The 19,199-nt window shown below is 68.0% G+C and carries 20 protein-coding genes; 7 read left to right on the top strand and 13 right to left on the bottom strand.

Features of this window, described 5'->3' with window-relative positions; all coding sequences use genetic code 11:
- Positions 1-89 precede the first annotated feature (89 nt).
- Entirely contained in the window at positions 90-644 is a 555-nt protein-coding gene (locus ABD301_RS05810; RefSeq protein WP_344307849.1) for a YbhB/YbcL family Raf kinase inhibitor-like protein, read from the bottom strand.
- A gap of 41 nt (positions 645-685) precedes the next feature.
- Positions 686-1,519 carry a CE1 family esterase gene (locus tag ABD301_RS05805; protein WP_344307847.1) on the bottom strand — a complete coding sequence of 278 codons (834 nt, stop codon included), beginning with the start codon at positions 1,517-1,519 and terminating at the stop codon, positions 686-688.
- 68 nt (positions 1,520-1,587) lie between these two features.
- On the opposite strand from ABD301_RS05805, the gene ABD301_RS05800 reads away from it, so the two are divergent.
- Positions 1,588-2,013: a MarR family winged helix-turn-helix transcriptional regulator gene (locus ABD301_RS05800; protein ID WP_163569777.1), complete on the top strand. Its 426-nt coding sequence runs from the start codon at positions 1,588-1,590 to the stop codon at positions 2,011-2,013.
- Here ABD301_RS05800 and ABD301_RS05795 read toward each other — a convergent pair.
- A complete protein-coding gene (locus ABD301_RS05795; RefSeq protein WP_163569778.1) occupies positions 2,010-2,603 on the bottom strand; it encodes a hypothetical protein in 594 nt (197 codons plus the stop codon). The two genes, ABD301_RS05800 and ABD301_RS05795, sit on opposite strands and share 4 nt — an antisense overlap.
- Positions 2,604-2,682: 79 nt before the next feature.
- Between ABD301_RS05795 and ABD301_RS05790 the strand changes: the two genes are divergently transcribed.
- Entirely contained in the window at positions 2,683-3,180 is a 498-nt protein-coding gene (locus ABD301_RS05790; protein WP_163569779.1) for a toxin-antitoxin system HicB family antitoxin, read from the top strand.
- Between the two features lie 41 nt (positions 3,181-3,221).
- The gene (locus ABD301_RS05785) at positions 3,222-4,088 is read left to right on the top strand and encodes a DUF4097 family beta strand repeat-containing protein (RefSeq protein WP_163569780.1); all 867 of its coding nucleotides are present in this window, start codon (positions 3,222-3,224) and stop codon (positions 4,086-4,088) included.
- Positions 4,089-4,113: 25 nt separating this feature from the next.
- Here ABD301_RS05785 and ABD301_RS05780 read toward each other — a convergent pair whose 3' ends face one another.
- Positions 4,114-6,867, bottom strand: a complete 2,754-nt coding sequence (locus tag ABD301_RS05780; protein WP_344307842.1) for an ATP-binding protein — start codon at positions 6,865-6,867, stop codon at positions 4,114-4,116.
- Positions 6,868-7,011: 144 nt separating this feature from the next.
- On the opposite strand from ABD301_RS05780, the gene ABD301_RS05775 reads away from it, so the two are divergent.
- Together ABD301_RS05775 and ABD301_RS05770 are read left to right on the top strand one after the other, a co-directional pair.
- On the top strand, positions 7,012-8,202 hold the full coding sequence (locus ABD301_RS05775) for a glycosyltransferase (protein WP_344307840.1): 1,191 nt from the start codon (positions 7,012-7,014) through the stop codon (positions 8,200-8,202).
- Positions 8,203-8,276: 74 nt separating this feature from the next.
- A complete protein-coding gene (locus ABD301_RS05770) occupies positions 8,277-9,722 on the top strand; it encodes a serine/threonine-protein kinase (protein ID WP_344307838.1) in 1,446 nt (481 codons plus the stop codon).
- A 161-nt stretch (positions 9,723-9,883) separates the two neighbouring features.
- Here ABD301_RS05770 and ABD301_RS05765 read toward each other — a convergent pair whose 3' ends face one another.
- Genes ABD301_RS05765 through ABD301_RS05750 form a run of 4 tightly spaced genes read right to left on the bottom strand, consistent with a single transcriptional unit; the run spans position 9,884 to position 13,589 of the window.
- Positions 9,884-10,777 carry a TIGR01777 family oxidoreductase gene (locus tag ABD301_RS05765; protein ID WP_344307836.1) on the bottom strand — a complete coding sequence of 298 codons (894 nt, stop codon included), beginning with the start codon at positions 10,775-10,777 and terminating at the stop codon, positions 9,884-9,886.
- 4 nt (positions 10,778-10,781) lie between these two features.
- Entirely contained in the window at positions 10,782-11,234 is a 453-nt protein-coding gene (locus ABD301_RS05760) for a hypothetical protein (RefSeq protein ID WP_344307834.1), read from the bottom strand.
- A gap of 1 nt (position 11,235) precedes the next feature.
- Positions 11,236-11,898 carry a hypothetical protein gene (locus tag ABD301_RS05755; protein ID WP_344307832.1) on the bottom strand — a complete coding sequence of 221 codons (663 nt, stop codon included), beginning with the start codon at positions 11,896-11,898 and terminating at the stop codon, positions 11,236-11,238.
- Positions 11,895-13,589 (bottom strand): hypothetical protein, encoded by a 1,695-nt coding sequence (locus ABD301_RS05750; RefSeq protein WP_344307830.1) that lies wholly within the window; start codon positions 13,587-13,589, stop codon positions 11,895-11,897. Before ABD301_RS05750 ends, ABD301_RS05755 begins: the two co-directional genes overlap by 4 nt.
- Positions 13,590-13,737: 148 nt before the next feature.
- Between ABD301_RS05750 and ABD301_RS05745 the strand changes: the two genes are divergently transcribed.
- Positions 13,738-14,091: a hypothetical protein gene (locus ABD301_RS05745; protein WP_163573716.1), complete on the top strand. Its 354-nt coding sequence runs from the start codon at positions 13,738-13,740 to the stop codon at positions 14,089-14,091.
- Here the strand turns inward: ABD301_RS05745 and ABD301_RS05740 are convergent.
- The 5 genes from ABD301_RS05740 to ABD301_RS05720 form a co-directional block, all read right to left on the bottom strand.
- Positions 14,069-14,764: a DUF998 domain-containing protein gene (locus ABD301_RS05740; RefSeq protein ID WP_344307828.1), complete on the bottom strand. Its 696-nt coding sequence runs from the start codon at positions 14,762-14,764 to the stop codon at positions 14,069-14,071. The genes ABD301_RS05745 and ABD301_RS05740 overlap by 23 nt on opposite strands.
- Before the next feature lie 70 nt (positions 14,765-14,834).
- Entirely contained in the window at positions 14,835-14,978 is a 144-nt protein-coding gene (locus ABD301_RS05735) for a hypothetical protein (protein WP_163573718.1), read from the bottom strand.
- A 57-nt stretch (positions 14,979-15,035) separates the two neighbouring features.
- On the bottom strand, positions 15,036-15,395 hold the full coding sequence (locus ABD301_RS05730; RefSeq protein WP_344307826.1) for a hypothetical protein: 360 nt from the start codon (positions 15,393-15,395) through the stop codon (positions 15,036-15,038).
- A 60-nt stretch (positions 15,396-15,455) separates the two neighbouring features.
- The gene (gene katG, locus ABD301_RS05725) at positions 15,456-17,678 is read right to left on the bottom strand and encodes a catalase/peroxidase HPI (protein ID WP_344307824.1); all 2,223 of its coding nucleotides are present in this window, start codon (positions 17,676-17,678) and stop codon (positions 15,456-15,458) included.
- Positions 17,662-18,138: a Fur family transcriptional regulator gene (locus ABD301_RS05720; protein WP_163573720.1), complete on the bottom strand. Its 477-nt coding sequence runs from the start codon at positions 18,136-18,138 to the stop codon at positions 17,662-17,664. Before ABD301_RS05720 ends, katG begins: the two co-directional genes overlap by 17 nt.
- A gap of 170 nt (positions 18,139-18,308) precedes the next feature.
- Here ABD301_RS05720 and ABD301_RS05715 point away from each other — a divergent pair, with 170 nt between their 5' ends.
- Positions 18,309-19,139, top strand: a complete 831-nt coding sequence (locus tag ABD301_RS05715; protein WP_163573721.1) for a class I SAM-dependent methyltransferase — start codon at positions 18,309-18,311, stop codon at positions 19,137-19,139.
- The last annotated feature ends 60 nt before the right edge of the window (positions 19,140-19,199 follow it).

Here is a 19,199-nt window from a genome sequence, read left to right as displayed (position 1 = left end):
GGCAGCACCTTTCACCATCCCGCCCTCTTCGGTGGGAGCAGCGGAAAGCCACTCCACCTTGAGATACACGGCGGGGTTACACCACCGGTTCAGGCCCGCTCGTAGAAACCGTCGACCCGGCCGCGGGCCAACACCTCGGCGGCGGCGGCCACCACGTCACGTGGTTTGGCCGATTTCAGTGTGCTGCCACCAACTGCCCTGGTCACCGCGGTCGCGAGGGCGAAAAGCTGGAACACGTACCGGTGCGGGCCGTGGCCCTTGATCGGCGCCGGACCGAGGTAGCCGCGGCCCATCCCAGACCTCAGCACGTGTACGCCGTCGGCCGGACTGTCGGCGTCCAGCGCGCCCTGCGCGAGGGTCGTCACCGACGGCTCCAGCAACGCGACACAGTGGATGAACGGCGCCGGCGTCGGCGCGTCCGGATCCTCGATGACCAACAACAACTGTGCCGTACCAGCCGGCGCGGGCGACCAGGTCAAGGCCGGCGACAGATCCTGACCACCCATCCGCTTACCCGCGTGCACCATCGGAATCGGGCCCTCGCTCGGGAAATCCGGACTGCTGAGCGAAAGCGCGTCCGGGCCGGCCAGGTTCGGCGAGTTCCAGCCGAGGCCGTCCTGGCCGGCGCGCCGGTTCTTCAGCATTTTTCCCAACACTGCCAACGTTTTTCTCCTGTTCGAAGGGCCTAAAGGCGGCGGGCGTCAGCGGGGATGAGCAGTGTTTGCGCGAAGCGGCAGATCTCCTTCGCCGCGTCGAATTCCTGGGTGGTCGGCTCGGACCACTCTGGCAGGACCGACGCACCCGGCCAGGTGTGGCCACCGCCCAGCACTGTCCAGGCGGCTACCCGCGACCCACCGACCCCACCTTTTGCCGTGGTACGGCTGGAAAACTCAGTCACGTACGGCTCGCCTGGCCCGGCTGGGCAGCGGTCCACGGCACGCCAGCGCTCGGTCGTCTCCTGGAGCGACAACATCCGGCCGCGCAGCTCTCCGTTGGGCCCACGGTGGCGGGAATGGCCACCGTCGATGGGCGCCAGTTTGTCCGCCGTACCGTGAATGAGCAGGGCGGACACCGCGTGTGTCGGCTCGAAGTCTCGCCAGGTCGCGGGCATGCCACCCGCGACCGCCGCCAGCACCGCCACCTGGTCACTCGCCTGGAGCGCCAGCCGATGGGCCATGAAAGCGCCGTTGGAGCTGCCAGCCACCACGGTCCGATCCGGCAACGTGCCATAGCGCTGCGCCGACCAGTCGATCAGCGTGCGGAGGAACCCGACATCGTCGATCCCCGCCGCGTCGGCGGCCTTCACCCCGCGGCCGTCCGCCCACCCTCGCTCGTACCCATCCGGGTACGCGACCGCCCATCCCCAGGCCTGCGCCTGCCGGTCGAAGGATGTCCACTCACGCATCATCGAACCGGTGCCGTCGGCGCCATGCAACACCAGCACCAGCGGCACCGATTCGCGGCTCGGCGGCTGGATCGTGAACGTACGTTCCAGCCCACCTACCGTCAGCTCAGTCATCACGTACCCACTCCCACGCTCGCGAGATACACAGTTTAACTGCGCAGTCACACTGTATAGTAGCGAGCATGGCAAGCGACCCAGCGGCAATCGCCGATGAGCTTCAGTTCGTGGTCGGTGCGCTGGTCCGGCGGCAGCGAGCGGTGTCACCGGCCGCCGCGGTGACGTTGTCGCAGGTCTCGATCCTGAAGCGGCTCGACCGCGACGGGCCGTACACGGTCGCCGACCTGGCCCGGCTGGACAAGATCACCCACCAGTCGATCACCGTGTCGGTGACGAGCCTGGTCGAAAGATCGCTCGTACGACGCGTCCCCGACCCGCACGATCAGCGCCGCAAGCTGCTGGTCATCACCGCCGATGGCCAGCGCCTGCTCACCGAACGGCGCGAGGCAGGCCACGACAACCTCACCGACGCCATCGCCAGCCGGCTGAGCCGTACCGAGCAGGCGCACCTGTCCGGCGCGCTCGGACTGTTGCGCCGACTGCTCGACTAACGCCGTTTCCCCTGACGGGTAGCGAATCTTCCTGGCCCGCGGCCGCCCGCGAGCAGGACGATCACAGCCAGCGAACCCCCGGTGGTCAGCACGAGCTTCGCCCAGTCGACCGGGGTGAGCCAGTCTGGCATCACCCGCATCGCCGCATCGACGACGGCGTACGCGTCGAGACGCTCGAGCGCCGCATCGCCAGAGTTTTTGAACGCCGATTCCAGCAGTTGGGCAGTGAACAACTGGCCGGGAATGATGACGCACCCAGCAACGAAGAGCAGTGGATGGAAGATCCACGAAAGGATCCGGCCGATCCGGTTGGCAGCCAGGTTGAGCACCGCGAGGACCACCAGAATGATCGCGATCGCGACCGGCACGGGCAGCTCGGACACCTTCGAACCGAAGAAGATCCCGTGCTTCACCAGCACCGATGCCGGCGAGCCCTGACTCACCACGGCGGCCTCGGCGGCCGCCTGCGCGGCCGGGCCGTACCCGAGGACCACCGCGGATCCGAGCAGGAACGGGACGATGGTGAGCAGCTGGATGGACCCGGCGACGATGGAATGTCGCCGCCTTCTCTGGATCGAGGCCTGATGCATCGGAGCCCTTTCATTCGATGACGTCACAATGACATCATCCGACCTTGCAGTGGCTCATGTCTAGTGCCATAGTGGTGCCATGGACCTCGGACCCTATGCAGCCAATGTTCACCGCGACCTGGTGGCGGCGGCCGAGCTCGGTGGCGAAGACGCCCGTAAGTTGGCCGGGCATCTCGCAACGGCGCTCGACTCGACACTCCGGCTGGCGCTACTGGAAGCACTCTCGGCGGCGACGGACGAGATCAGCCAGGCCCTCGCACCCGGGTCGGTGGAGTTGGTGCTTCGAGAACGCGTGGCCAGCTTCTCGGTCACCCGGCCGCCCACCGTCGTACCCGCCGAGGACTTCACCACCAGCATCGCCACCACCGTCGACGGACCGGCGCTGCGCATCAACCTACGCATTCCGGAGAACCTCAAGCTCCGGGTCGAGGAAGCCGCCAAGCAGGAAGGGCTCTCCGTCAACGCGTGGCTGGTCCGGGCGGCGGCCGCGACACTGGACCGCGGTGCCGAATCAAGCCGCCGGAAGAGAACGAAGTCGGACTCCGGCGCAGATCACGTCACCGGCTGGATGCGCTGACCCGAAGCTCGCCATTTTCCCCTTTGCAAAGGAAATTTCTGATGCCTCATTTTGACACGCCCGAGCCAATCTCGGTCATGCTCGAACTCGTCAGCGGCACCGTACGGATCAGGGCCAGCGACCGAACCGACACGTCCGTCCAAATCCTGCCGAGCAACGGCGCAGAGAGCGACGACGTGCGGCTCGCCGAGGCGACGACTGTCGACTACTCCGCTGGGAAGCTACGGATTGGATCGCCGAAACGATGGAAGGCTTCCAGTTTTCTGGGTGAGGGCGGATCTCTTGACGTGGTCATCGACCTCCCGACCGGATCCCGGGTCGCGGCCACCGCGTGGGCAGCGACTTTCCGGGCCACCGGCACGCTCAGCGACTGCGTGCTCAAGACCAGCGACGGGGACATCTGGCTGGACACCGGCGCCAGCCTGGACCTGCGGACGGACTCCGGCGACATCGCCGTCGACCGCGCGACCGGGCACGCGAAGATCACCACCGAGACCGGCGCCGTCCGCGTCCGCGAGCTCGAGAGCACGGCCGCGGTGAAGGACGGCGAAGGGAACATCTGGATCGGCACCAGCACCGGCGATCTCACCGTGTACGCCGGCAACGGCGACATCGCGATCGACCGGGCGCTGACCACCGTCACAGCCAAGACCGAGGACGGCGACGTCCATGTCGGCGAAGTCTCGGACGGGGAAGTTTCGCTGGAAACAGCCAATGGCGATCTTGAGGTCGGCATCGCAAAAGGTGTCGCGGTCTGGCTCGACGCGAAGACCGTCTACGGCGACGTACGCAACGCCCTGACCGCCGACGACATGCCTGACCAGTCCAAACCGACCGTCACCGTACGAGCCCGCACCGCCAACGGCGACATCACCATCAACCGCTCACACCTCGCCCCTCGCGATTAGCGCTAACCACGGACAGCGTTGTTGATCATGCCGAATCGGTGCGCATTCGCTCAGCGACGAGCCAGGCCGCGATTTGGGAGCGGTTGGTGAAACCGAGCCGGGTCAGGATGTGCTGGACATGCGTTTCGACGGTCCGCTCGCTCAAATGCAGGACGGCGGCGATCTCGCGGTTCATGAGGCCCTGCGAGATCAGTTCGGCGATCTCGTACTGTCGGCGGCTGAGTGGTCCGGTACGACGGCCGGCCAGTGATTCGGCCAATGTCCGGGCCCGGGCCACCAGTGGCGCCATGCCGAGGTGCTCGGCCTGCGCGGCGACCGACGCGGCGAGGGCGGCCGCCTCCTCGCGGTCGCCGGTACGCTTGCGGCGGCTCAACACGACGCCCAGCCGGTATGCCGAAGAGGCGACATGGCAGGGCATGCCGGCACGCTCGTTCGCTTTGATGGCCGCCCGCAAATGCCGGACGGCGTCCTCGTGACGGCCGCAGGTGGCGGCGGCGGTGCCGAGATACTCCTGGACCGAGCCGAGGATGAGGACGACTCCGGCGCCGCCGCAGACGAACAGGTCGGCGTACCGGGACAGCAGCGAGTAGACGCGCTCGGCGGTCGCCGGGTCGCCGAACTCGGCGGCCAGGTCTGCCAGCAAGGACAGGGTGATGAGCTGGAAGAAATCCGGCCCGAAGCCGGCCGCGGGAAGCGCCCGGTAGGTCCGCTCGGCACGGTCGCGGTCGCCGGCGGCGAGCATCCAGGACACCGACATCATCCGTACGGCCGCCGTCTCGACGTGCTCATGCGCGGTGATCACATCGTCGTCGATCATGCTGATATCGCCGGCCACGGTGGCCACGGACTGCAGAAACCCCTGGGACGGGAAGGCCGCGCCCTTGTTGCCGGCCCGCCGCACCAGCTCGGCGGCCAGCTGGCCAAACCGGACGGCCTCGGCGAGCCGGCCCCGGGCGAACTCGAGGGTGGCGCGGGAGCGGACAGCGTGCCAGCGCGCCATCGGCGACCGGAGCCGGTCGGCGAGCTGGTCGATCAGCGGCAGCTCGGCCTCCGCCGCATCGATGCGGCCGAGCTGTGCGTACGCGTCAAACCGCCACAATCGCCCCCACAGCGCCGATTCGTCGTCGCCCAGCGCCAGCAGCCGGTCCGCCAAGCCGACTCGGTCGGCCGCGCCGGCCGGGCCGCTGAGCGCGAACTGCCGGGCGCGCAACGCCTCGACGAGCGCCCGACGGTCCGCTACCCGCTCTGCCATCGCCAACACTTCGGCCGACCGCATCTCGACGCCGTCGAACGACCGCCAGGCGCCGTTGATCACCAACTGGGCCATCAGCCGTACCTTCTCAGCGCTGTCGCCCACCGGCAGCACTGAGATCGCCTCCTCGCACAACTGCCGGCCGGTCTCGGCCCAGAACGAGTCGACGACGCCTTCCATCACCAGAGATGCGCGCACGAGCAACTCACCGTGCCCAGCGGTACGGCCGATCTCGGCCGCGGCCACCACCGAGACCCGAGCGCCCTCCACCTCGTGAGCCCGGACCTGCGCTCGCGCCCTGGCCAGCAACAACTCGGCCCGCTGCGACGGGTCCAGCCGGCCGGCCACCAGCGCGCGGCCATAGAGCGCACTGGCTTGCTCCCAGGCGAGTTGGGCCATGGCCTGCTCGGCGGCCCGTACGGTCCACGCCACCGCCTCGGCCGCGTCCCCGGCCGGCAGCGACTCCAGCAGGTGCTCGGCGATCTGGCCGACCCGTACGTCCGCATCACCGAGTCCGCGCAGGTAGCCGGCCATCCGCTGGTGCAGCGCCAACCGCTCGACCGTACCGACGTCCAGCCGGGCCGCCTCACGGATCAAGTCATGCGCGAACCGACCGCCTTCCACAATCCCGGCCGCGATGGCCTCGTCGAGCGCCGCCAGCACCTCGGCCAGCGACCGCTCGGTCGCCGCGGCGATCGCCTCCGGATCCAGCTCCGCTCCCAGCACGGCCGCTTCGGCCAGCATCGCGCGGCACAGCGGGGACAGCCTGCCGAGCCGCCCACGGACGGCATCGCGTACGCCTGCTGGCAGCTCGTCGCCGTCAGCGGATCCGGCCAGCAGCCGCCCGAGCTCCCCGACGAAGAACGGATTTCCGCTCGTACGACGGCAAATCGCGGCGGCCACCGACGCCGGCACCGGCCACCCGGTGACACCGGCCAGCTGCGCGGCGACCTCTGGCTCGGTCAGACCCGCCAAGGTCAGCCGGGTGACCGCCGGTTCGCTCGCCAGCGTCGACAAAGCGCCCCTAAGGGCAGCCCGACCGGTCGTCTCGGTGTGCCGGAAAGTGCCAATCACCAGCAGTTTCGACCGGGCCACCGCTCTGGCGAGATGCACCAGAAGCTGCACCGACGCCGGATCGGCCCACTGCAGATCGTCGAACACCACCACCAGCGCGTCGGGCTCGGCGGCCGCGATCAGCAGTTCGGTGACCGCCTCGAAGAGCCGGAAGCGCTCCTGCGCGGAGTCGGCGCCACCTGCCGGTGGCTCCCACACGGTCGACGCGCCGCCGATCGCTCTTACGACCTGGCGAAACGGCCAATACGGCGGGCTGCCCTCAGCCTCGGTGGCCCGGCCCCAGGCGTACGACATCCCGGACCGCGCCACCACATCCTCGGCGAGCCGCGTCTTCCCGACTCCCGGCTCACCCGCGATCAACACGAGGTGGCCCTCGCCGTCGGAGACGGCCTTCAGGCGCTCGTCCAGCAGCGCCCGCTCGCGCTCCCGCCCGACGAACCCGCCCCGTGCCACCGCCTCACGATAACGGTCGTTCGCCCCACCTCAACGTATAGCCGAGACCTGGGCTTGCGGCAAGGCCCCGGTGCTGCGCCAGAATGCTTGAGCTGTCCGCCGAAACCGGCACAGCCAGCGCAAACACCAGAGGAGAAACAGCCTGTGCGGTTCTTGTTGTCGTCGGTAGGAACGCGTGGGGACGTGCAGCCGGTGCTGGCGCTGGCGGTGGCGGTTCGCGCCCTCGGCCAGCAGGTCCGGCTGTGCGTGCCGCCCAACTTCCTGGACTGGGTCGGTGGGTACGGGTTCGAAGTGGCCCCGATGGGTGTGGAGATGCGGCTCCCGAGATCGGGCGCCCCGGCGACACCGCGCGAGACGATGCCAGACCTGATCACCGACCAGTTCGAGTCGGTCGCCGCGGCGGCCGACGGGTGCGACGCGATCCTCGGCGCCAACGCCCATCAGTACGCGGCGCCCTCGATCGCCGAGCTGGCCGGCATCCCGTACGTGAACGCCCTCTATGCGGCGGTGGCGCTGCCCTCCCCCGACCACGCGCCACCGCCGGCTCCCGCTCAGGTCTGGACGCCTGGTGAGCCGGCCGACAACGAGCGACGGTGGGAAGACACGTACGCGTCGTGGAACAACAGGTCGCTCGAGCGAATCAACCACAACCGCACCCGGCTCGGACTGAAGCCGATCGAAGACGTGCTCCGGTACGTCCTGACCGACCATCCCTGGCTGGCCGCCGACGCCACCCTCGGCCCGGCGCCCACCACGCCCGGCCGGCAGGTCACCCAGACCGGCGCCTGGCTGCTCCCGGACGACAGCCCGCTGCCGGCGGAACTGCAGACGTTCCTCGACGCCGGCGACCCGCCGGTCTATCTGGGCTTCGGCAGCATGCCGGTGACGCCGGAGACCAGCCGCACCCTGATCGCGGCCGCTCGTGCCGCCGGACGGCGGATCATCCTTTCCCAGGGATGGGCGGATCTGGGGCTGATCGACGACGCCCGCGACTGCATCGCGATCGGTGACGTCAACCAGCAGGCGCTGTTCCCGCGAGTCGCCGCCGTCGTCCACCACGGCGGCGCTGGTACGACCACAGCCGCCGCTCGCGCCGGTTCGCCGCAGGTCGTGGTGTCGATGTTCAGCGACCAGTTCTACTGGGGCAGCCGGGTCCGCGCGCTCGGGATCGGCTCCACCCTGGCGAACGCCGAGCTGACTGCCCAGGCCCTGACCACCGCCCTGCGGGACGCCCTCACACCCGCCGTCGCGGCCCAGGCTCGTACGATCGCCGGCCAGATCACCCCGGACGGCGCCGCGGTCGCCGCCCGGCGACTGGTGGAAATGCTCGCCTGACACTGCGCGATGGTGCCGCCGATGCGGACCGTGCGCCCATTCCGGGGGTATCCGACCGCCCCTACGCTGGCCCGGTGGCGGAAGCGCAGTCGGGGACAGCTCGGGTCATCAGCGACCGGTATGAGGTGCGTGCGGCGATCGGCCAAGGCGGCATGGGCCGGGTTTGGCGTGCGTACGACCTGATCCTGGAGCGCGAGGTCGCGCTCAAGGAGGTGCTGCTGCCCAGCACCATGCCGGCGCGGGTCCGCAAGGAGATGTGCGACCGGCTGCTGAAAGAAGCCCGGCTGGGCGCCCGGCTGCGGCACCCCGCGATTGTCCGGGTCTACGACGTGCTCACCGTCGACGGGAATCCGTGGATGGTGATGGAACTGATCAGCGGTCGCAGCCTGGACGACGTGCTGAAGTCGGAAGGGCCGCTGCCGGCCGGCCGGGTCGCCGAGATCGGATTGGCACTGCTCGGGGCGTTGGATGCCGCGCATACGGCCGGCGTGCTGCACCGCGATGTCAAGCCGGCCAACGTCATTGTCGGTACGGACGCCAGCGTGAGCCTCACCGACTTCGGCATCGCCTTCGAGCTGGACAAGACCTCGACAAGCCTGACCGCCGGTTCGCCGCCTTTCATGGCCCCCGAGCGGGTACGCGGCGAGTCGATCGGGCCGGCCAGCGACCTGTTCTCGCTCGGCGCCACGCTTTATGCGGCCGTCGAGGGCCGGCCGCCGTACGACCGGGAAGGCCCGATCCTCACGCTGGCCGCGATCATGAACGACCCACCCGACCCGTATCGGCTGGCTGGCCCGCTGCGACCGGCTTTGGCCGGGTTGCTGGAAAAAGACCAGGTTCAGCGGTTGACCTCGGCGGCCGCGGCCAGCGCCTTGCGTCAGGTCTGCGGTACGCCGACCGGCCAGCAGGCTGGTACCGCGGGCGTTGAGTCGGCGACTCAGGTGTTGCCAGCCGTACCGAAGCGGCGCAAACTCCTCGTGCCCCTGATCGTGGGTGCCGTGGTTCTCGTCCTGATCGCGACCGCCGCGGCGGTCATCGGCCTCCGATCAGCCAGTCCGCCAGCCACCCCGCCGGCAGCCGCCCCAGTGGCGCTCTCGGTCTCCCAGCAGACTGGTTTTCGGGTGTCCATCCCCACTGGCTGGCGCTCGGCGGGGCCTAAGCCGATCCGCTTCTACGACTCCACCAACCTGGTCTGGATCCAGCTCAACACCGAGCCGGTGAGCGCCGCAAACCAGCAGGACGTGTGGGCATCCGGTTCGCGGCGGCAACAGGACGGCGTGACCGGCGGCAGCGACTACCGGCTGGTCGGGTTCGCGGACAGCCGGATGGGGCAGCTGGCTTCGGTGGACTGGGAATGGACGTACCAACGCGACGGCGAGCGCGAACGCCGACACGCGCTCTATCGCGGGGTCATCGTCAACGGCACCAGCTACGAGCTGGCGTTGTCCGCACCGGAAGGCCAGTTCGCCGGCCACCGCACCTTGCTCGACACCGTGTCCGCGACTTTCCAGATTACCTAGGGCGTGTCTCCAAACCCCAGGCGGCGAGGGCCGAGCCCACACGCCGCCTGCGAGCACCGGTCGATCACCCCCATACGACCAGGTATGAAGGCGACCGCCCGGCACCCGCAGGACGACGTGTGGATCTCGACCCTCATCCACCTGGGATTTGGAGACACGCCCTAGTCAGCGAGCGCGGCCTTGAGGGTCGACTCGGCATCGGGATGGGTGAAGGAAAAACCGGCCTCCTGGAGCCGGCTCGGCAGCACCCGCAGACCGCCGAACACCTCGGTCGCGATCCCGCCGAGCGTTAGCCGCAGCAGAGGGAGCGGCAGCGGGACCGTCACGCGCGCTCCCGTCATCTTCCCGAGCACGCGCATCAGCTCGCGGTTGGGCAGCGGGTACGGCGAGGAGATGTTGTACGGCCCCGCCGCGGCCGGTTCGCGACCGAGGAACTGAATCGCCCGCACGGTGTCGGTCAGCCCGAGATAACTCCAGTATTCGCGGCCCGCGCCCACCGAGATCCCGATGCCCAGCCGGAAAATCCGGAGAATTGGCGGCAACAGCCCACCGCGCCGGCTCAGCACCAGCCCGGGCCGCAGATAACAGACCCGGACCCCGGCCGCCTCGGCCGGCGCGGTCGCTGCTTCCCATTCCCGCGCGACGGTCACCAGCAAACCGGCCGGTCCGGGCGTACTCGTCTCGGTGAGCACTTCGTCCCCGCGGTCGATGCCATAGAACCTGATGCCGGACATCGACAGCAGCACCCCGGGCGCCGGATCGGCGGCGGCCGCGGCGAGCGCGATCGTACGCGCCGCCACCACCCGACTTTCCCTTATCGCGTCCCGATGATGTCGGGTCCATCGGTGGTCGCCGATGCCCACACCAGCCAGGTTGATCACCACATCGGCGCCGGCCAACAGCGCCGGGTCGACAGTGGCCGGATCCCACCGAAGCTCGTTCGGTGTCACCGGCGCGCGGCGGACCAGCCTGACGACCGTATCGCCATCGCGCTCGTACGCCTCCCGCAGGGCGGTGCCGATCAGCCCACTCGCCCCCGCGATGACGATCCGCATTGCCTTACCTCACCCCAAAAAACACAGTGGATCCGAGCGCGATGCCGAAACCGAGCCCGACCAGCGCCAGCATGGTCCACGCGCGCCGTCGCAACGCGCTCTGATACGCCGGAATCTCCGCCGGCAGCGCGAAAACACGAGCCGGCCAGTGCCGCCAGGAAACCTCCACGAAAACCAGCGCGGCCACCACGTCCAGTCCGAGCGCGATGCCGAAACACACCGCCGAAAGAGCCGGCGCGCTCAGCACCACGCCGATGCCGGTCAGCAGCAGCACCGCGATCAAACCCACCACCCGCCAGCGGTTTCCGTTCGCCAGCCGGACAAGAAACTCCTCGCGGCGCGTCACATCCTCGAAAAAGATGGCGACTTTTGGCTGCACCACAGTGAGGCTGTACGCCATCGAGCCCACCCACAGCGCGGCGACGACCAGGTGCACGAACGCGAAAACGGTGGACATGTCAGGATGCGCTGGATTTCCAGCTCAGCATGAAATGCACGACCGTCTGGTCGGTGGCCGGTTCGCCGCCCACTGGCGGTGAATAGGCGGCCTGCGCGTCAACGCTCAGATAGCCCACCTCGCTGTGCAGCCACGGCGAAGTGGCTGTCGGCGGCGCCTGGTTCGGCCGCCCAGCACTGGACGCGGTAGTTGCCTCCGCATACCACTTCGAGATCAGCCCAGTGTCGTACCCGAATTCACCGGCCGCGGCCAGCATCGCGTCCCGACCGGCCGACAGGCTGCCAGGGTAGACGTGAATGTCCATTGTGGTCGGTGCCGCGGTCTCCGACGCCGGTTGGGAAAGCGCGTCGAAGGTCAGCACCCGGGCCGAAACATCCAGCTCCTTGCCGGCCGGCAGCCGCACCTTCAGCTGGAACGGCTGGTGATCGGGCCGCTGATACGTGACCGTGCTCGCTCGCGCCGGCATCCCGGCCTCGTCCCGGTTGGGCGGGGTAGACAGGTCAAACTCGCCCTGCCGTGCGTCGAGCACCTCGCGAACCTTCGTCGAGGAGGTTTCCCGTTGCTGCCCTGCGGTCACCGTACAGCCTCCCAGCATCAACACGAACCCAAGCGCCACCGCGATCACGCCCAGGCCGCCGCGGACCTGGTATGACGGGTGGGTCATTCGTGGAACTCTACTCCCCAATCCGTACCGAACTTGTAGAGGAGATCGTCCATACGATTGTAAATCCGGTACTGGTCGATCCGGTCGCTGACATTCTCGCCAATGATCTGGCGGGCCTGGTCCGGATGGTCGGTCAGCAGTTTCTGGTAGGCCGGCAGCGTGTCGTGACTGATGTAGTCCCACCGGTCGTTGAAATTCGCCAGGTTTCCGGCCGGCAACGGGGTTTTGACGTCGATCTCACCCTGCAACGGGTTGTCCCAGTGCGTGAACGGAATGTGTTTCGGACCCGGAGTCTCGATTTTTATCGTCAGCGGATCGTATTCGGCGTACGTGTGCGCACCTGGAATGGACGGCTCGCCAATGGCGGTCATCAGGTACGTAAACGCGGGACCGGTCACCGGATGGTCGTACATTTTCTGGTAGTTCTGGTCGATGACATCGTGCTGCTCCCGGTAAAGCAGCATGGTGTTACCGGACTTGACCAGGTCGGGATTACAGTCCTTCAAACCCTGGTCGATGTTTCCCCACGCCTGCTCGGTGCGGGAGTCGATCAGGCCAGCGGCCTGCAGCTCGTTGATGCTGTCCATCCCACCACCGAGATAGGCCTCGTGCATCATCGCCTGGTCGTAGAAAATGTCCTTCTGCATGCTCAGGAACGTGGTCTCGAAGAACTTCAGGTCGTTGTCGCCCATCTTCGCCAGCACACTCATGTCGAAGGGCAGGCCGGGCTTGTTTTCCAGCGTTTTGGCGAGCTTGCGGAACATCGAGAGGTCGAAGAAACCGGCCGCGAAGGACGGTCCGATCATGTTCGCCATGCCGGCCCACTGCATATACGGGTGCTGCAGGAAAAGATTCCCGTAATAAGTGTAAACCTTGACGATGATGTCCTTGAGCGCATCCGCGCCGCGGTTCGGATCCCATTGCGACAGGTCGATGCCGGCATGTTGGGCGGCCGTCGCCACCCAGAAAAGCTGCAGCAGGTTCTTGTATTCGGCCGGCGGCACACCCATTTTCCGGAACAGGTCCAGCCGGGCCTTCAGGTCCGCCGGATCGTACGTGCCCAGTGCCGCCCAACTCAGCGGGTCGATCCCCAAAGCCCGCAGGTTGGCGAAAAGTTTACGCCAGTCGACCTTCCCGAAATCCACCTTCGGATAGAGGTTCACCACCGACATCGGCAGCAGGCCGGCCTGGAAAAGGCTGAGCAGGTCGGCCGCGGTCGGACCTTTCTTGAGGATCGAGGTCACCTGCGAACCGCCGGTGACGATGTGCGCCTCGTACGCGATGTGCCAGTCCTTTTCGGCCTGGCGCTTCGCAGTGGCTCGAACGGTGGCCAGCTGCTCGGGGGTCATCAGGTCGCCGGTCCTGCCGCTGCCGGCGCGACCCAGCTGCGCGACGATGCCGTCGACCGCGGTGTTGAACTCCTGTACCGACCCCGACCATGCGCCCAGTGCCACGGCCGCCGCCGACAATCCGCCGCGCACCTGCCCGGCGTCAGCGCTGATCCGCTGTGCCGCAGCGGCCGCTTCGGGGTGGCCGGTGCCCTTCCAGTTCGCTGGTACGGGCGCGTGCGCCTGCTGGGTCGTACCGTCCAGGGTGAGCGCCGACTCCGCGTCGCTGGCCAGGGTGGTGCTGGTGCCGCGGAGCGTGTCGGGATCGGCTGGATGCCTGTCGAACGGCTGCAGCGCGGCCACGGCCCCTCCGTCCTGCGTCGGTTCTCGGCTGGATCTGGTCAGAAGCCAAACCAAGGGTCCAGGCGAGAGTGGCAGGCCCTGTCAAGGGTTGCGCGGGCGCGAGAGACTGACCACGAAAGTGTTCGCCAGCCGACGATGGGGATCCCCTATGCCAGCCCGCTATCTGGACGTCGACCCGGACGCGGTGGGCACCGCCGGTCGTACGACCGCGAGCACGTCGACCGACTGGGAAAGCTGGGCCAGCCACGTCGACGGCCAGCTCCGCGGCGCCGCCGAACAGGCCAGCGACCCGGTCGTGACGCCCGCTTTCGAGGATCACCTCTGCACCTGGAACCCGCGGATCCAGAGCATGGCCCGCAATGTCGACGCGCTCGGCACCAACGCCGTCTCGGCCTCAAACGTGGTGGCCAACGCCGACAGCACGTCGACCACCACGCTCACCACCACCGGCGCGGCGGCCCACGGGCTGTCCAGCGTCCTCAGTCGCCCGATCGCTCAGTAGCAGAGGTCAGGTCCGATGCGGCAGGCACCGGCTTCGGGCGGCCGACAATCGCCAGCACGCCGATGACGCCGAGCCAGATTTCGGCCGGATATTCGGCCAGCCGTTCCATTCCGCCGGCACCCAGTCCCAGATATTGGCCGCCCCCAAAGAGCACGAAGGCGACGAAGCCCACCACGCCGACGACCAGCGAGAAAATGCCGGCCGCGCGATCCGTACGCAGCATCGCCAGCCCCAGCAGGACAGCGGCGATCGAACCAATCGGAATGTTGAGGGCGCCGACGCCGTGCAGGGCAAGGTTGACGTTTTCCGGCGCGAACCCGACCAGCACCTTGCCCAGTCCGTTGGCAACCAGCAGGCACAGCGCGACGGCGACCAGGACGCGACGAGTCCAGTAACGCCCGCGCCACAGCAAAACAGTGCCGAGGATGGTCAGAACTCCAGCGAGGATGAAAGCGGTGTTCATCACGCCGTGCAGCGGCGAACAGATGTAAGTCGAGGTCGCACCGGTGAGCTTGATCGGGCCGCAAACGGTGTTGCCGAGGTCGCTGATGTAGTTGTCGAACCAGTTGTACGGGTGCGCCCACGCGGCGGCGGCAATGATCTGGAGGACCAGAAACTGGATCGGCGCCAGCAACCAGCACCACGCGCCCACGCGTACCAAAGTCGTCTTCATTCCTCACATTTTGCAGCAAGGCGGTCAGAGCGGCGCGGTGGGCCCACGCCGTTCCGACGCCCTTGCCAGCTCAGCCGGACTGGTTCGGGTCCGCTCGGTCGGCGAGCCGCAGTTTTCTTTGGTCCCACCAGATAACGGCGACGGGACAGAGGAACAGGAGGGCGAGAATGGCAATGGCCGCGAGCACGCTCAGCCAGTCGAAGTCGTTAGCCATGATGACCTTTCAACAGTCAGGAAAGGAAAGACGCAGCCCAAACGCCGCGAAGGGATCTCAGTCCTGGACCGGAGGCGGGCCTCGTGCGCCGTGGACGGACCCGGCGCGATGGTGGACAGGCGTCTCTCGTACGAGCCGTACGAGAAAGGTCCGCGACCTCGGCGCACTCGGGAGAGGCTCCCCGACACTGGCCGGGTGCGGGTCCGTACGCGGGACGGTGCCACGGACCGAAGCCGGTTCGGTGGCGACCGTGAGACCCGGCAGCGGCGCGGATCGCGAGTAGTCGGGAGCGACCGGATCGCTCGCCAACGAAGACGCGCTCACCCCGCCGAAGGGCAGGGTGAGCGCGATCAGCACAACGGCCAGGAACGCGCGCCACCCGAATCGGAACGGCTGACTGTCCTGGCGACGGATCACCAGAGAAACTTTACCAAAGAGACGTCCGGGCCGACCGGATGGCCAACCCGGACGACGGAATCAGCCCAGGTCGTACCGGTCGAGGTTCATGACTGTGTCCCATGCGTCCACGAAGTCCTCCACGAACTTCTCCTGCGCGTCGTCGCTCGCGTAGACCTCGGCGACGGCCCGCAGCTCGGAATTCGAGCCGAAGACCAGGTCGACCCGGCTGCCGGTCCACTTGACCTGGCCGCTCGCGTCGCGGGCCTCGAAGCTCTCGGCGTCGTCCGACGAGCCGCCGGTCGGCTTCCACTGCGTACCCATGTCGAGCAGGTTCGTGAAGAAATCGTTGGTGAGCACCCCCGGCCTGTCGGTGAGCACGCCCAGCGGCGACTGCTGGAAATTCGCACCGAGCACCCGCAGGCCGCCGACCAGCACGGTCATCTCCGGCGCGCTCAGGGTCAGCAGGTTCGCCCGGTCGATCAGCAGGTATTCCGCCGGCAGCCGGTGGCCCTTGCCGCGGTAGTTCCGGAACCCGTCCGCGGTCGGCTCCAACGCGGCGAACGACTCCACATCGGTCTGCTCCTGCGCCGCGTCCGTACGCCCCGGAATGAACGGCACCTCGATGTCGTGGCCGCCGTCCTTCGCGGCCTTCTCGACCGCCGCGCACCCGCCGAGCACGACCAGGTCAGCGATCGACACCGGCTTGCCGAAGGACTCCTGGATGCCTTCGAGCGTACGAAGCACCTGAGCCAGGTTGGCCGGGTCGTTGACCTCCCAGTCGCGCTGCGGCTCCAGCCGAATCCGGCCGCCGTTGGCGCCGCCGCGCTTGTCGCTGCCGCGGAATGTGGAGGCCGACGCCCATGCGGCCGAGACGAGCTGGGACACCGACAGACCGGAGGCGAGGATCTGGCTCTTGAGAGCGGCGATGTCCGCCGCCCCGATGACCTCGTGGTCCACGGCCGGGATCGGGTCCTGCCAGAGCAGCGACTCCTGCGGCACCAGCGGCCCGAGGTAGCGCTGGATCGGGCCCATGTCGCGGTGCGTCAGCTTGTACCAGGCGCGTGCGAACGCGTCCGCGAGCTGGTCCGGGTTTTCGTGGAAACGCCGCGAAATCGGTTCGTAGATCGGGTCGAACCGAAGCGCCAGGTCGGTCGTCAGCATGGTGGGCGTACGGGACAGCTCGCCGGTCTCCGGGTCCGGAACGGTGTTCGCGCCGGCACCGCCCTTGGGCTGCCACTGGTTCGCGCCGGCCGGGCTCTGGGTCAGCTCCCACTCGTACTGGAACAGGTTGTCGAAAAAGCTGCTGCTCCATCGGGTCGGCGTGGAGGTCCAGGTGACCTCGATGCCGCTGGTGATCGCGTCCCGGCCCTTGCCGCTGCCGAAGCTGTTCTTCCAGCCCAGGCCCTGCTCTTCGAGCGAGGCACCCTCGGGTTCGGCGCCGACGTATTGGTCCGCGTCGGCCGCGCCGTGAGTCTTGCCGAAGGTGTGGCCACCGGCGATCAGCGCGACGGTCTCCTCGTCGTTCATCGCCATCCGGCGGAACGTCTCGCGAATGTCGCGCGCGGAAGCCAGCGGATCCGGGTTGCCGTTCGGGCCTTCCGGGTTGACGTAGATGAGGCCCATCTGGACCGCGCCGAGCGGACTCTCCAGCTCCCGGTCACCGGTGTAGCGCTCGTCGCCGAGCCACGTACGCTCCGGGCCCCAGTAGACGTCCTGGTCGGGCTCCCACACGTCGGCGCGGCCGCCGGCGAAGCCGAAGGTCTTGAGGCCCATCGTCTCCAGCGCGCGGTTGCCGGCGAAGACCATCAGGTCGGCCCAGGAGACCTTGCGGCCGTACTTTTTCTTGACCGGCCACAGCAGGCGGCGGGCCTTGTCCAGGTTGCCGTTGTCCGGCCAGCTGTTCAGCGGCGCGAACCGCTGCATGCCGGCGCCAGCACCGCCGCGGCCGTCCTGGATCCGGTACGTGCCGGCGCTGTGCCACGCCATCCTGATCATCAGCGGGCCGTAGTGCCCGAAGTCCGCCGGCCACCAGTCCTGCGAGGTGGTCAGCACCTCGTCGACGTCCTGGGCCAGTGCGTCCAGGTCAACGGTCTGGAACTCGGCCGCGTAGTCGAAGTCGACGCCCATCGGGTCAGCCACCGCGGAGTGCTTGCGCAGGATCGCCAGGTTGAGCTGGTTCGGCCACCAGTCACGGTTGCCGCCACCCTCGGTCGGGTGGTTGAAGCGCTCGACCGAGACCGGGCATCCGCCCGCCGTGGGCTCGTTCATCTCGCCAACGACGGCGTCAGGACTGTCGGACATGGGATTCCTTTCCGGGGTCTGAGATGTCCTCAGAAACTGGTGTGGTCGTGCAGCTGGGACACAGGCCCCAGTAGATGACTTCGGCCTCTTCGATCCCGAAACCGTGATCGTCGGAGGGCGTCAGGCAGGGCGCGTCGCCGACGGTGCAGTCGACGTCGGCGACCACCCCGCAGGACCGGCACACGATGTGGTGGTGGTTGTCCCCCACCCGCGACTCATACCGGGCCACTGAGTTGGCCGGCTGGATCCGGCGTACCAGACCGGCCGTGGTCAGGGCCCGCAACACGTCGTAAATGGCCTGGTGGGACACCTCGCCGATGGCTGCCCTTACGACCCCGATGAGGGTGTCCGTGTCGGCATGCGGATGGTCGTAGACCGCCGTCAGCACCGCCACCCGAGGACGCGTCACGCGCAACGAAGCCTCGCGCAACATGCTCTCGTAGTCCGAAGTCATCGACACACCGCGTAGTCTGGCGCATTTTCTTGAATGAATCAAGAATAGCCCTGCGTGTCGCGTGAAGTCTTCCTCAGTAACGCTCACTCCCACGCTCGAGGGCGGCCCTTTGGGCGCGTGGAGGTTGAACCCGCATCGCGGCCAAGGCGAGAGCGGCCAAGGGTTAGCGTCGACGGATGGCGAACGCGGAGCAGGCAGTGAAGTGGAACGGCGAGTCGGGCCAGTTCTGGGCGGCGCACGACGATCGGTACGACGCCATGTTGCGGCCGCTGACCGCTCGGCTGCTCTCGGCGGCCCACCTCGTACCGACCGATCGCGTGCTCGACGTGGGATGCGGCTGCGGTGCCACCACCCGGATCGCGGCCACGCTGGCCGGGCAGGTGCTCGGCGTGGATCTGTCCGAGCCGATGCTGGCCCGCGCCCGAGAGCGGGCCGCGGACCGCGACAACGTCCGTTTCGAGGCCGCCGACGTGCAGTCGTACGACTTCGGGGCCGGTGCGTACGACGCGGTGATCAGCCAACTCGGGGTGATGTTTTTCGACGACCGCGAAACGGCGTTCGGCAACCTCCGGCGGGCCTTGCGGCCCGGCGGCCGGCTCGCTTTTGTGTGCTGGCAAGACGAAAACCGCAACGAGCACCGGACCGTACAGCTGGCCGCGCTGGCCCCTTACGTCCAGCGGCAAGCTGAGCAGCCAGCCGACGCTCCCGGCCCGTTCACGCTCGCCGACCCGGAAGTCGTACGAACACTGCTCGCGAACACCGGATTCGTCGACGTCACGATGGCCGCACTCACCGAGCCACTGCCGGTCGGAACGGACGCCGCCGACGCCGCCGAGTTCGTCCAGCACATTCCGTCGAACCGGGCGGCGTTAGCCGATTTGCCCGAGGAGACGCTGGCGGAATTCGGCGCCGCGTTGCGCGATCGGCTGCTTGCGTACGAAACCCCGCAAGGTGTGCTGTTGAGGTCAGCGGCCTGGCTGGTCACCGCACGAGCCGCGGACCAGTGAACCACTGACAACACAGAGCCACCGCGATCCCCCGGCACAGTAACGAAACGGCGAGGTTCT

It is taken from the genome of Fodinicola feengrottensis, from assembly GCF_039530045.1.
GTDB classification, from domain to species: domain Bacteria; phylum Actinomycetota; class Actinomycetes; order Mycobacteriales; family HKI-0501; genus Fodinicola; species Fodinicola feengrottensis.
Note: the sequence above shows the minus strand (reverse complement) of the source record. Positions and strands in the feature narration are given on the sequence as shown.

Bases quoted from the DNA above. Each gene is read 5' to 3' on its own strand.
- ABD301_RS05810 (WP_344307849.1), bottom strand. From the start codon at position 644: ATGCTGAAGAACCGGCGCGCCGGCCAGGACGGCCTCGGCTGGAACTCG.
- ABD301_RS05805 (WP_344307847.1), bottom strand. From the start codon at position 1,519: ATGACTGAGCTGACGGTAGGTGGGCTGGAACGTACGTTCACGATCCAG.
- ABD301_RS05800 (WP_163569777.1), top strand. From the start codon at position 1,588: ATGGCAAGCGACCCAGCGGCAATCGCCGATGAGCTTCAGTTCGTGGTC.
- ABD301_RS05795 (WP_163569778.1), bottom strand. From the start codon at position 2,603: ATGCATCAGGCCTCGATCCAGAGAAGGCGGCGACATTCCATCGTCGCC.
- ABD301_RS05790 (WP_163569779.1), top strand. From the start codon at position 2,683: ATGGACCTCGGACCCTATGCAGCCAATGTTCACCGCGACCTGGTGGCG.
- ABD301_RS05785 (WP_163569780.1), top strand. From the start codon at position 3,222: ATGCCTCATTTTGACACGCCCGAGCCAATCTCGGTCATGCTCGAACTC.
- ABD301_RS05765 (WP_344307836.1), bottom strand. From the start codon at position 10,777: ATGCGGATCGTCATCGCGGGGGCGAGTGGGCTGATCGGCACCGCCCTG.
- ABD301_RS05760 (WP_344307834.1), bottom strand. From the start codon at position 11,234: ATGTCCACCGTTTTCGCGTTCGTGCACCTGGTCGTCGCCGCGCTGTGG.
- ABD301_RS05755 (WP_344307832.1), bottom strand. From the start codon at position 11,898: ATGACCCACCCGTCATACCAGGTCCGCGGCGGCCTGGGCGTGATCGCG.
- ABD301_RS05745 (WP_163573716.1), top strand. From the start codon at position 13,738: ATGCCAGCCCGCTATCTGGACGTCGACCCGGACGCGGTGGGCACCGCC.
- ABD301_RS05740 (WP_344307828.1), bottom strand. From the start codon at position 14,764: ATGAAGACGACTTTGGTACGCGTGGGCGCGTGGTGCTGGTTGCTGGCG.
- ABD301_RS05735 (WP_163573718.1), bottom strand. From the start codon at position 14,978: ATGGCTAACGACTTCGACTGGCTGAGCGTGCTCGCGGCCATTGCCATT.
- katG (WP_344307824.1), bottom strand. From the start codon at position 17,678: ATGTCCGACAGTCCTGACGCCGTCGTTGGCGAGATGAACGAGCCCACG.
- ABD301_RS05715 (WP_163573721.1), top strand. From the start codon at position 18,309: ATGGCGAACGCGGAGCAGGCAGTGAAGTGGAACGGCGAGTCGGGCCAG.